The sequence below is a fragment of the Treponema sp. genome, assembly GCF_045657965.1.
Classification (GTDB): Bacteria; Spirochaetota; Spirochaetia; order Treponematales; family Treponemataceae; genus Treponema_D.
This window is the reverse complement of record NZ_JAZOUG010000250.1, coordinates 1-12,730: the sequence shown is the minus strand read 5'-3', so window position 1 is coordinate 12,730 and position 12,730 is coordinate 1. Positions and strand designations below refer to the sequence as shown.

The following is a 12,730-nucleotide window of genomic DNA, read 5'->3' as shown; positions in this document are numbered from 1 at the left end:
CAAAAAAATGAATGAAATGACAGAAGGGGCAATGAATGTTGCCAATGAAACTGCAAGACAAATGCAGAATTTCTTTCACGTAAATGAAATTATTAATTATGTAAAAGAGCCAGAGCATGTTGTAAAATTTGCAACAGGTGTTATTGCCGTTTTGATTTTCTGGGTTGTTTACCGCTTAATCCGCATGATTATCAAAAAAGGTGCGGCCCGCAAATTTGAACCGAGAGCCGTAAAGACAATCACTAAAGTGGTTGGTTATGTGTTTTATGTGCTTATCGTAATGTATGTTCTTGGTCTGTTTGGAATCAACCTTGGTGCAATATGGGGAGCCATGGGAATTGCCGGTGTTGCAATCGGCTTCGCTGCTCAGACTACCGTAAGCAACCTGATTTCCGGCGTGTTCATCATGACTGAAAAAGCCATGAAAATCGGTGACTTCATCGAAGTTGATGGGGTTTCAGGTACAGTTGATAAGGTTGGCCTTCTTTCCATCAGAATTCACACAGTTGACAATCAGCTTATCCGTATTCCAAGCTCTGCAATCATCAACACAAAACTTAAGAATTATTCTACATTTGATTACCGCCGATATACTTTTGATGTAAGTGTTGATTATTCAACTGATTTAGATAAGGCAGTCGAAGTTTTAAATGGTGTCCCAGCTCGCTGTAAACTTGCCGTTACAGATAAAGCAGATTATGCACCAAAAGTTTTAGTAACAGGCTGCATGGATTCTGGAATCGGCATGACTTTAATTGTATGGTGTGAAAGGCAGAATTTCTTTGATTTAAAAACAGAAGTCTGTGTTCAGACAGTAAAAGCCTTCAATGAAGCCGGCATCAATATTCCATACAATCGTGTTGATGTTTCTGTTCTTACCGATAAAACAATTCCTTCACTTTCTTTTAAAGCATAATATCAAAATATGCACAAAAATACGGGGAAAAATCAAAATTTGTACAGATTTTTAAATTTTTCCCCGCTATAATTTTCTGGAAATATGTCAGAAAACCTTTTTTCCAGAAAAGACTTAAAGCGTCTTATTTTCCCGCTCGTAGCAGAGCAGTTTCTCGCAATGACAATTGGTGCCTGTGATACGGTAATGGTTTCTTCGGTTGGTGAAGCCGGCGTTTCGGGGGTTTCTCTTATTGACCAGCTGACCCAGCTTTTTATCCAGCTTTTTGCAGCTTTTGCAACTGGCGGCGCCGTTGTTTCCAGTCAGTATCTTGGACATAAATCTGATGAAAATGCCCGTCGCGCGGCCCGTCAGCTTTTAAATATTTCAGCATTTGCAGCACTTGTAATTATTTCTCTCTGTCTTCCGCTCCGTCACTTCATACTCAATTTAATTTACGGAAAAAGTGACGAAAGCGTTATGAACAATGCTCTTATTTATTTTGTATGGGTTTTACTTTCATTTCCTTTTCTTGCAATTTATAACTCTTGTGCCGCTCTTTTCCGTTCAATGGGAAACAGCAAAGTTTCTCTTAAAGTCAGTCTGATGATGAATCTTACAAATATTGCAGGAAACGCAGTTTTAATTTACGGAGCAAAAATCGGTGTAGCCGGTGCCGGAATTTCTACTCTTGCAAGCAGAATTGTAGCCGCTTTCGTAATGCTTTATCTTCTGGCACGTCCTTCAGCAAAACTTAACGGCCGTATTTATCTGGAAAAACTCTGGAAAATCGAAATTCGTTTTGACATGATTAAAAAGATTCTCAAAGTTGCAGTTCCAAGCGGAATCGAGAATTCAGTCTTTCACATCGGAAAAATTCTTGTTTATTCCTTTATGTCAGGTTTTGGACTTGCTGCAATTTCCGCAAACGCAATTTCTAACACCGTTGCAGGTTTTTCAAATATTCCGGCACAGGCAATCGGACTGGCAAGCGTTACTGTAATAGGCCAGTGTATTGGAGCCGGTGAAAAAACACAGGCAAAATCATACGGAAAAAAATTAATGAAAGAAGCCTATATTGGAATGTTCTGCGTTGCAGCAACGATTTTCTTTCTTGCACCTCTTGTGGTTCAGGCATTTAATCTTTCAGAAGAATCTCAAAAACTTGCTGCCGGCGTAATCAGAACGTGTATGATTGCAAATATTTTCTTCTGGCCTATGAGTTTTACAATGCCGAACATTCTCCGTGCTTCCGGAGATGCAAAATACACAATGCTTATTTCAAATATCAGCATGTGGCTTTTCCGCGTCCTTTCAAGCTTCCTGATTTCGAAATATCTGCTGTTCAGATTTCCGGAAAACACTCATTATGCACTTTATGGCGTATGGTTCGGTATGTATATCGACTGGATTTTCCGCGGACTTATGTTTGGAATCCGGTTTCATAAAAACAGATGGCTCGAAAAAAAGGTGATTTAATTCTTTAAATTTTCTTATAATTGAGTTACATTTGTTTTTGAGTAATGTTTTAGAGAAGAGGTTTTGATATGAAAAAATTAGTATTAGTTTTAACAGCACTTACATCAATTTCACTTTTTTCATGCGGTACAACAAATGAAGTTTCCCGCTATGAAAGCGGAAGTTCTGTAAAAGACCTTTCCGGTTACTGGAACGAAAACGATATTCAGCAGGTTTGCAATGAATTAATTGCAGGCTGTACTTCTTCACCAAGGGTTTCAGGTTTTAAAGCAGAAAAAGGCCGAGCTCCAGTTGCAATTGTCGGAAAAATTTCAAATAAAAGCAGTGAACACATAGATACAGCAATGGTTGCAAAAAGGTTCCAGACTGCAATCATAAACAGTGGTGTTATGGAATTTGTTGCTGACAGCGAGCAGCGTCAGGAACTTCGTGCAGAAAAGGTTGATCAGGCCGAAAATGCATACGAAACAGCAAAATCAATCGGAAATGAACTTGCTGCAGATTTTATGCTTCAGGGAACAGTTTATTCTCATGTAGATTCAGAGGGACTTGAACAGGTTCGAACATATCAGGTTGATGCCCAGCTAATTGATATCGAGTCAAATAAAATCTTATGGCAGGGCGAAAAAACAATCAGCAAATACATCAAAAAAGCATCGAAAAAGCTGTAGGATTATCACGCCTATAGACCTTCAATGAAGAAAAATTTACGGCCGTCATTTTCAATTTGTTTCTCTGTTCTTCTTACACTGGCCGGTTGTGCATCAATGCCAACCGACCAGTATCTGGCACATTTAGATTCAGGTGAATATAACCCCTGTATTTCCTATCTCGAAAAAAAGAACAAAAAAAAGCCGGGTAAAGATATAATCCGCGATAATTTTGATGTTGCGATGATGAAGCACTATCAGAAAGATTATGATTCATCCCTTAAAATTTTGAATGAAACAGACCGACTTATGGATGATGCGGTAACCCAAAGTATTTCAAAAGGATTTGCTTCCACTTTTGGCAATGACAATGCCGATGAATATAAGGGAAATCCTTATGAATATGTTTACATCAATATTTTTAATGCACTCAATTATTACAACAAAGGCGATATAGAAGAAGCCGCTGTTGAAGTACGCCGGTTAAACGAAAAACAGCAGAAATATCTGAATGATTATGGTGAATGGATTTCAAACAGCGAATCTCAAATAGAAATTTCTGACACTTATAAAAAACTCTCACTTGATACAAAAAAATTAATTGCCAGTACGCCTGAAAAACCAACAGAAGCTGATATTTTCCGCGATTCTGCAACTGCCCGGTATTTAAGCATTGTTTTTGCAAACATGGATGACAGCGTAAACAACAGCTGGAATATTAAAGCCGACAGTCTCACATTAAAAGCTTTAAATCCAAGTTTTGATATTGAATGTGAATCGCAAATCTCAGATGGAATGGGCAGACTCGATATTCTGGCTTTTACCGGCTTAATAGGCCGTCGTGGTGAAAGAAGAATCATAGCCGGACCTTTTCCAGGGATTCAGTTTCCGGCCGGCAAAAATTTTGTATATATTCCGGCCTTTGATTTGGAATTTGTCTATCCGGAATTTCCTGCCCCGCAGACACATTTGTCTCCACAGGTCATGCCAACTTTTGGGTGGGGCCCTTCTTTCACAATATATCCCGGCAAAAACGAAATAATTAAAATGCCTGATAATCAGATTGAAAAAATTACAGTTACTATCACAAACGGTAAATCACTTCCGAATCAGACTATCACACTTGCACTCCTTGAAGATTTTAATTATGCCGTACAAAAAGATGTACACTCAAAGGCACAAAAAGCATATTCCAGAAGCATAAAACGAAGTATGGCAAAAAAATTCACTGCCGTTGCAGGTGCTACAGCCACTTTAATTGTAGCAGAAGAGGCTGTACGAAGAAATGAAAATTTACTGACTGTTGCTTCATATGCTGCAGCATATTTAAGTGCCGCAAAAGCCGCAGATCAGATTGACCGGACAGAAACAGCCGACATACGCCAGGTATACGCACTTCCTTCCCAATCTTATGCCGGTGGATTTGAACTGCCGGAAGGAACCTATTCTTTAAAAGTTCAATACTTTTCAAAAAACGGTGTTATACTTAAAGAAGAAAAATTTTCAAACATAAATGTAAAGAATGGAAAATCCGTTCTTGTGGAGGCAACATGCCAAAAATAATCGCACTTTTTTTATCATTTCTACTGGTATCCTGCGGCTCATCCTCAAATGTAGTCTCTTCTTCAAGCAAAGCCGTTTCACAAAAAGAACCGGACTGGATTAACGGGCTTCCTTCAAAATATCCTGCTTCTGAATATCTGACAGGAACAGGTTCTGCTGTTGATAAAAAAGCAGCCGAGATTGATGCAGTTAATGAACTTGTTACAATTTTCGGACAGAAAATTTCTTCAACGACAGCCTCTTCCCGAAGAATGACACAGGCTCAAAATGCCGGAATTGTTGCATACTCAGATACATCAGCTTTGGGACAGGATGTTTTACGGGAAGTTAATCAGGATGATATAATCGCCGTTGAAATTCCAGAATTTTATGAATCAAAAAATGAAGGCAAATGGTACGCACTTGCTGTAATAAACCGTGAAAAAGCAGGCCAGATTTATTCAGACATGATAGAAAAGAATCAGGCAGAAATATCTTCAATTTTGAAACAAATTTCCAGTGACAAAGAACCAAACACTCTCATAAACTTTTCCCGTCTTGATTTTGCCGAAGAAGTAGCAAAGGTCAATGAAAGTTATCTCAAACGCCTTATGATTATAAATCCGGCTGCCGCCCAGAAATATGAATCAATCAGCACTCCTGTACAGCTTCATAAAACTAAGGCAGAAATGGCTGCAAAAATTCCTGTCTGCGTAAAGGTAAACAATGACTCAGACGGAAGAATTGCAAAAAGTTTCCAGGAAGTAATGTCTTCTTTTGGATTTAACACAACGCTCGGCTCAAATGAACGATATGTAATTGACTGTAAAATTCATTTAAATGAAGTGGATTTTGCCAGTCAAAAAAATAAATTCTGTGAATATGCCGCAGAAGCAGGATTAAACGATACATTTTCCGGTGAAACTTTAGTTCCATTGTCAATTACAGGACGGGAGGGCTCATCAACTTACCAGAATGCAGAGGTCAGAGCAAAAATAAAGATTGCTACAAAAATAAAAACTAAATTTTCTGAGAATTTCCAGAAATATCTTGGTGAATTCAGTGCTTTTTAAAACGAAATTCTTTAAAATAAATTAAAAACTTGCATATAAATTATTTTTAATATAAAATATTAAGAGTAATTCAAAAAAAGGAGTTAAATCATGGCTTTGAAAAAATCATATTCTAAAGACAAAAAGACTTGCAATGTAACATTTTCGGTTTCTCCAGAAGCAGCACAGGGTGCAAAAACAGTAACAATCGCTGGAGACTTTAACAGCTGGAGCAGCACAGAAACTCCTCTTAAAAAAGGCAAAGACGGTTCTTTTTCTGTAAAACTTGCACTTGAATCTGGCAAAGAATATCAGTTCCGCTATCTTCTCGACGGCAGCCGCTGGGAAAATGACTGGGCAGCTGATAAATACATTCCGGCTCCATTCAGCTCAACAGATAACTCTGTAGTTGTCTGCTAAAAAGGCATTAAATAAAAAAAGCACTTCACACTCTGAAGTGCTTTTTTTATATCCGGATAATTTTATCACGGTACATGTATTACTTCGCGCGGTTTTGAACCGTTTGCAGGACCTACAATTCCCCGTGCTTCCATATCTTCTACAAGGCGGGCTGCTCTGTTATAGCCGATTTTTAAGCGGCGCTGTAAATAACTTGCACTGGCTTTTCCTGTCTGTACGACAATCTGCAAAGCCTGATCATAAAGCGGATCTTCACCGTCACTGAATAAGCCTGGTTCATTTTCTTCCTCTTCGTCATCATCAACAAAGATTTCATCGTCAATATAATCAGGACCGCCGAATGATTTTACATATTCTACAACACGCTCAACTTCATTGTCTCCGACTAAAGTTCCCTGAATTCTAGTTGGAATCGGGTTTACTGCCGAAGTATAAAGCATGTCACCTTTTCCAAGCAGTTTTTCAGCCCCTGTAGCATCGATAATAATGTTTGAATCTGTGCGGCTTGCAACCATGAATGCGATTCGGCTTGGAATATTTGCCTTGATCAGACCTGTAATGACATTTACAGAAGGACGCTGAGTTGCAAGAACAAGATGAATACCTACAGCACGGCTCATTGCTGTAAGTCGTGCAACATTTGTTTCGAGTTCTTTACCGCTTGTTGCCATCAAATCGGCAAACTCATCTATAATTACAACGATATAAGGCAGTTTTTCTGTAGCAATCTTTCGCTCACGGATTCGTGTATTGTAACTTGCAATATCGCGGACACCCATTCCGTCAAGAAGTGCATAACGCCTTTCCATTTCACAGATACAATACTGAAGTACCTGTAAAGCGCGTTTTGGCTCAGTTACAACTGGTGTAAGAAGATGAGGAATGTCATTATACAATTTCAATTCAACTACTTTCGGATCAACCATAATCAGTTTTACATCCCGTGGTGAACGGTTATACAAAATCGAAAGAATGATTGAATTTACACACACAGATTTACCTGCACCTGTTGCACCGGCAATCAATAAATGCGGAGTTTTTGCAATATCAATAATCTGTGACTGTCCGGAAATGTCTTTTCCCAGAATGACTGGAATTGCCATTTTTTTGTAATCCGGCAAATTCTGTTCAATAATCTCGCGGAACGAAACGATTGCACGCTCTTTGTTTGGAATTTCAATACCAACGGCATGCTTTCCTGGAATCGGTGCTACAATACGAACCGATTTTGCAGCCAGAGCAAGCGCAATGTTATCCTGAAGATTTACGATTTTGCTCAGTTTTACGCCTGGAGCCGGAAGAATTTCAAACATTGTAACAACAGGACCTTTCCGGATTCCCGTAACTTCTGCTTCAATTCCAAATTCGTTGAGTGTCTGCTTGAGATTTTCACCGGCTGCCTTTGTTTCATCATCAATACGCCAGTATTCATCGTTTTCAAATTTTTCAAGCAGATCCGTCGGAATTTTATATTCACTTAATTTACGGTAAGCCTTCTGCTGTTCTTCTTCCTGAACAGGCTCTTCTTCAACATCTTCTTCCGGCTGATAAAGTGAATCAGTTGCTGGTGCCGGTTGATTTTTAATAACCGGATGAGCATTTGCATCTGCTTCCATTTGTGAGAAAATATCTTCAATTCCAAAAGAATCGTCTTCACTTTCTTCATCAATGTCTTCTGCAATATCTTCGATATTTATTTCATCTGCAGGATTTTCATCATCGAAACTGATTGTATCCTGAATATCACTCTCATCATCTTCTTCAATGCTGTTTTGAATATCAATTTCTTCTGTTTCAGGTTCCTCGAATTCTTCAGTTTCGGGTTCAACGAATTCATCTGTTTCCGGCTCAAAAATTCCATCGTCAACAGGTTCAGAGATTTCGTCTGCTTCAGGCTCAAAGATTTCATTATCAGCTGGTTCAGAAAATTCATCTTCAACCTCAATTTCATCTTCTACATCAGCGTCATCATTGAATTCATTCTCCATTTCTGTTTCATCTTCGAATTCAATCGGCTGCATTTCGCTCATGTCATCATCGCTCTGGAAATCTTCATCAGTAAGTGCAATATCCCTGACCGTTTCATTTTCATGATTTGATTCGCCGGAATAAACCCGGTTCATTTCTGCAATAAGATTATCTTCTTCTTCAGTTTCAACAAAATCAATTTCTTCATCCTGTTCAGGCTGAATTTGAGGTTCTTCAATCTGTGTTTCCTGAATTTCAGGTTCTTCTATTTCATCATAAACAGATTCTGTCTGCTTTTCGCTGTAAGATTTTTCCTGTTCATCAAAAATATGCTCAAAAGGTGAAGGTTCTTCCTGCACCGGCTCTTCTATAATTGTTTTTTCTTCAACTATAGTATCCCCAGAATCAGAAAAATCCTCTTCATTAAGGATTTCATCTTCTTCTACGCTTTCAGGAACAACAGCCGAATCATCAAAATCTTCATTTTCAACAATTTCCGGTTCCTGATTAACTGCAGCAACTTCTGAGGCTGCAGGATTTTCTGTAATTGTGGTTTCTTCTATTCTTTTTTCAACAACTTTATCTGATTTTCCGTCATTGATTAAATCTTTGAGAATTTCTTTCTGTTCAAGGAAAATTTCATCGTCTTCAGGAATTCCATCCTCAACTTCTTTATATTCAGTTTCTTCAACAGAAAGTTCATCTGCTTCAGGTCCTTCCATTAGTTCTTTTTCTTCATAATCGTTACCATAATCTTTTACTTCTGCAAAGGAATTTTCAAGAACATCACCTAAAATTGAAAGCAGTAAATATTCAGCAGCCAGAATAAGAATTCCTATTAAAACAGCTGAACTGAATTTTACTAACAGCACAGATCCGCTTTCTTCCGAAAGAATTATTCTGCAGACATGTTCAAGAGCATCTAATGTAAAAAACGGAATTATAGAACCGACCAAAAGCACACCATTCCGGATCCGCCAGTTGGAATTAAAGCACTGAATTCCTGCAATCAACAGAAAAAGCGGTATACAAAGTGATGTAAATCCATAAACACTTGTAAGAATTTTTCCTACAGAATAAAAAAATGTATTTCGTGCAGGATTAATTCCTCCAAAATCAGCAGCAACTAAAAGTAATGAAATTGATAATAAAGCTGCAAGAATAAAAAAAGCTATTCCTGCGGCACCCGAATATTTTTGATTCTTTTTCATCGAAACTCCATTTTTTAAGTCAAAAAAAATTTCTTATTCTTTAAAATTATCGGATTTAAAAATAAAAGGTTAAGTCAGTTTGAAATACAAATGTGATTTTCAATAAAGCTGCTATTTGATATACTGTTATCAGTGACTGAAAATTCTTTTAAATGCAATTTCTGTAAGGTATGCAATGGAAAAGGCTGTATCGGCCAGCTTCCAGGCATGGGTGGTGTGAACGGAAATGAAAATTTCATACTAAACTGTACCGCATGGGAATCTGTAAGAAACCGAAACATAAATAAAATCAAAGAATTTCTCGAAAAAAATGTTGAAGACCGGATTCCTTCAATCAGCATTGCACCTATGACCGGTGCTGTTGAAAATATCGGCTTTGAACATGAATCTGATTTTTATGATGAAATTATTCAGGCCATGCATAAAGTTGGAGTTGGTCTCTGCATTGGCGATGGTTTTCCTGATGAAAAACTCAAATTCGGAATCAAAGCCCTTCAAAAAATTAAAAGCATATCACCGGATGCACGGACGTCAGTTTTTATAAAGCCCTACACAAATGAAAAAATTCTCGAGCGTTTTGAATGGGCAAAAGACTGCGTAAAAATCACCGGTATTGATATAGATTCATACAATATTTTAACAATGCGCAGCTTAGTCCGGCTTGAAAAAAAAACTGCCTCACAATTACTTGAACTGAAAAAAAAAGTCAGGATGCCGTTTGCAATAAAAGGAATTTTCTCGGAAGAAGACATAGATCTTCTCAAAGAAGTCAAACCTGACATTGCTTATATTTCAAATCATGGCGGAAGAATCGAAACCAGACGGGGAAGCACGGCAGAATTTTTTGAACAATATGGAAAAGAAATAAAAAAATACTGCGGTGAAATCTGGATTGATGGTGGAATCCGCTCACCTCTTGATGTAGCAACTGCAATGACTTTAGGAGCCGACTGCGTACTTGTCGGCAGGCCTTTTGCAAGTGCGTTGTGCCATGGTGGAGCAGATGAGCTTTGCAAAAAAGTTCTTGAATTATCTCTAATTAAATTCGCTTTTTAAAAAATTTCTTTCTTTCTGCAAATCCCTGCGTTATACTTAAAATACTATGAAATATGTTTATTTTTTTGGAAACGGCGACGCAGACGGCGATGAATCAATGCGCGCAGAATTGGGTGGAAAGGGTGCAAATCTTGCTCAGATGGCAAAAGCTCCTTTGAGTCTTCCGGTGCCTGCTGGTTTTACAATTACTACAGATGTCTGTCAGGAGTATTACGAGCTTGGACGAAAATATCCTGATGGATTGGCTGCTCAAGTCGATGAATATCTTGCAAAACTTGAGTCGGTCATGGGCAAAAAGCTCGGAGACGAGAATGACCCGCTTTTGGTTTCGGTCCGCTCGGGTGCCGCAATCTCAATGCCTGGTATGATGGACACAATCTTAAACCTCGGGCTTAACGACAAAGCAGTTCTAGGTCTTGCAAAAAAAACCGGTAATGAACGCTTTGCATGGGACGCTTACCGCCGTTTTATTCAGATGTACGGCGATGTTGCAATGGGCGTTGACCACGATAAATTCGAAGCAATTATCGACAGCGTAAAAGCAAAAGCCGGCGTAAAACTTGATAACGAACTTTCAACAGAAAATCTCAAAGAAATCGTTACAAAATACAAGGAAATGTACAAAGCCGAAAAAGGCGAAGATTTCCCTCAGAACGCAAAAGAGCAGATGTGGGGCGCAATCGGTGCTGTATTCGGTTCATGGATGAATCCCCGTGCCATCAAATACCGCAAATTAAACGGAATCAAAGAAGGTGCCCTCAAAGGAACTGCCGTAACCGTTATGGCGATGGTCTTCGGTAACAAGGGCGAAACATCGGGAACTGGTGTATGCTTCAGCCGCGACCCTTCAACCGGCGAAAATGTGTTCATGGGCGAATATCTTATGAACGCTCAGGGCGAAGACGTTGTTGCAGGTATCCGTACTCCGCAAAAGCTTTCTCAGCTCGAGACCTCTAACAAAAAGATTTATGACGAACTCTGCCAGATTCGTGACCGCCTCGAAAAGCACTATCACGACATGCAGGACATGGAATTCACTGTTGAAGAAGGAAAACTCTACATGCTCCAGTGCCGAAACGGAAAGCGAACTGGTGCCGCTGCTGTCAAAATGGCTGTTGATATGGTCAAAGAAGGCCTCATCGACAAAGAAACTGCTATCATGCGCGTTGAGCCGGAGCAATTGAACCAGCTTCTTCTTCCTCAGCTCGATAAAGAAGCCGTCAAAAAGGCAACAGAAATTGCTGCAGGCCTAAACGCTTCTCCGGGTGCCGGCTGTGGTCAAATCGTCTTTACTGCAGAAGAAGCCGAAGAATGGGCAAAGAACGGCAAAAAAGTTCTCCTTGTCCGAAAAGAAACTTCACCGGATGACATCGCAGGTATGGCTGTTTCTCAGGGTATCCTCACTTCAACCGGCGGACGCACTTCTCACGCAGCTGTTGTTGCCCGCGGTATGGGAACTCCTTGTGTCTGCGGATGTTCAGATGTTGCTTTCAAAGAAGCAGAAACTGTCATTATTAAAGGAAAAACTTACAAAAAAGGCGACTTCCTCACCATCGACGGTGCTACAGGGCTTGTTTACGAAGGGCAGGTCGCTGTAAAACCTGCTACAATCTCCGGAGACTTGGAAACATTCCTCGGCTGGGCAGACGAAATCCGCAGCAATTCAGAGCGTGTCACAGAGTCAGGCAACAAAGTCAAAGGATTTGACATCTACGCAAACGGCGATACACCTCAGAACGCTCTTGATGCTTTCAAATTCGGTGCAATGGGAATCGGACTCTGCCGAACAGAGCACATGTTCTTCGACGAGCCTAAACTCACTGACTTCCAGAAGATGATTATTTCAGAAGATACAGAATCTCGCAAAGAAAACCTTGCAAAAATCCTTCCGCACCAGCAGAAAGACTTCTACGAAATTATCAAGACAATGGAAGGCCGCCCGGTTACAATCCGCCTGCTCGACCCGCCGCTCAACGAATTCATTCAGGCAGAAACTGACTCACAGCTTACTGCTCTTGCAGAAAAACTCGGTGTCGATAAAGAAAAGCTTTCACGCAAAGTAATGCAGCTTGCAGAACACAACCCGATGCTCGGTCACCGCGGATGCCGACTTGCAATCACTTACCCGGAAATCTACGAAATGCAGGTTGAAGCAATCGCCCGCGCTACGGCTCAGCTTGAAAAAGAAAGCAAAAAGCACAAGGTTCTGATTATGATTCCGAACGTCGTTTCTTACAACGAAGTCGAGCAAATCCGCAAGCAGGCAGAGCTTGTTATCGACAAAGTAAACAAAGAAAAAGGCGTAAACTTGAAGTTTGAAATCGGTTCAATGATTGAGTTCCCGCGAGCAGCCTTGAGCGCAGGAAAAATCGCAAAATACGCCGACTTCTTCTCATTCGGAACAAACGACCTTACTCAGACCACGTTCGGCTTCAGCCGCGACGATTACGGTAAGTT

The 12,730-nt window shown here is 39.8% G+C and carries 9 protein-coding genes; 8 read left to right on the top strand and 1 reads right to left on the bottom strand.

Features of this window, described 5'->3' with window-relative positions:
* Positions 1 to 7: 7 nt before the first annotated feature.
* From ACKI5B_RS09365 to ACKI5B_RS09340, 6 genes are all read left to right on the top strand, one after another.
* The gene (locus ACKI5B_RS09365) at positions 8 to 916 is read left to right on the top strand and encodes a mechanosensitive ion channel family protein (RefSeq protein WP_407428080.1); all 909 of its coding nucleotides are present in this window, start codon (positions 8 to 10) and stop codon (positions 914 to 916) included.
* Positions 917 to 1,000: 84 nt separating this feature from the next.
* Entirely contained in the window at positions 1,001 to 2,374 is a 1,374-nt protein-coding gene (locus ACKI5B_RS09360) for an MATE family efflux transporter (RefSeq protein ID WP_407428078.1), read from the top strand.
* Between the two features lie 68 nt (positions 2,375 to 2,442).
* Entirely contained in the window at positions 2,443 to 3,045 is a 603-nt protein-coding gene (locus ACKI5B_RS09355; protein WP_407428076.1) for a penicillin-binding protein activator LpoB, read from the top strand.
* 24 nt (positions 3,046 to 3,069) lie between these two features.
* Complete coding sequence (locus tag ACKI5B_RS09350; RefSeq protein ID WP_407428074.1) at positions 3,070 to 4,587, top strand: COG3014 family protein; 1,518 nt, start codon at positions 3,070 to 3,072, stop codon at positions 4,585 to 4,587.
* Entirely contained in the window at positions 4,575 to 5,639 is a 1,065-nt protein-coding gene (locus ACKI5B_RS09345) for an LPP20 family lipoprotein (RefSeq protein WP_407428072.1), read from the top strand. Before ACKI5B_RS09350 ends, ACKI5B_RS09345 begins: the two co-directional genes overlap by 13 nt.
* 90 nt (positions 5,640 to 5,729) lie before the next feature.
* Entirely contained in the window at positions 5,730 to 6,038 is a 309-nt protein-coding gene (locus ACKI5B_RS09340) for an isoamylase early set domain-containing protein (RefSeq protein WP_407428070.1), read from the top strand.
* Positions 6,039 to 6,103: 65 nt separating this feature from the next.
* Here ACKI5B_RS09340 and ACKI5B_RS09335 read toward each other — a convergent pair whose 3' ends face one another.
* Entirely contained in the window at positions 6,104 to 9,217 is a 3,114-nt protein-coding gene (locus ACKI5B_RS09335; protein ID WP_407428068.1) for a DNA translocase FtsK, read from the bottom strand.
* Positions 9,218 to 9,340: 123 nt separating this feature from the next.
* On the opposite strand from ACKI5B_RS09335, the gene ACKI5B_RS09330 reads away from it, so the two are divergent.
* Positions 9,341 to 10,273 (top strand): alpha-hydroxy-acid oxidizing protein, encoded by a 933-nt coding sequence (locus ACKI5B_RS09330; protein ID WP_407428116.1) that lies wholly within the window; start codon positions 9,341 to 9,343, stop codon positions 10,271 to 10,273.
* 46 nt (positions 10,274 to 10,319) lie between these two features.
* Positions 10,320 to 12,730 (top strand): pyruvate, phosphate dikinase (ppdK, locus tag ACKI5B_RS09325; protein ID WP_407428066.1); only part of this gene is annotated, 2,411 nt, incomplete at its 3' end.

Bases quoted from the DNA above. Each gene is read 5' to 3' on its own strand.
- ACKI5B_RS09365 (WP_407428080.1), top strand. From the start codon at position 8: ATGAATGAAATGACAGAAGGGGCAATGAATGTTGCCAATGAAACTGCA.
- ACKI5B_RS09360 (WP_407428078.1), top strand. From the start codon at position 1,001: ATGTCAGAAAACCTTTTTTCCAGAAAAGACTTAAAGCGTCTTATTTTC.
- ACKI5B_RS09355 (WP_407428076.1), top strand. From the start codon at position 2,443: ATGAAAAAATTAGTATTAGTTTTAACAGCACTTACATCAATTTCACTT.
- ACKI5B_RS09350 (WP_407428074.1), top strand. From the start codon at position 3,070: ATGAAGAAAAATTTACGGCCGTCATTTTCAATTTGTTTCTCTGTTCTT.
- ACKI5B_RS09345 (WP_407428072.1), top strand. From the start codon at position 4,575: ATGCCAAAAATAATCGCACTTTTTTTATCATTTCTACTGGTATCCTGC.
- ACKI5B_RS09340 (WP_407428070.1), top strand. From the start codon at position 5,730: ATGGCTTTGAAAAAATCATATTCTAAAGACAAAAAGACTTGCAATGTA.
- ACKI5B_RS09335 (WP_407428068.1), bottom strand. From the start codon at position 9,217: ATGAAAAAGAATCAAAAATATTCGGGTGCCGCAGGAATAGCTTTTTTT.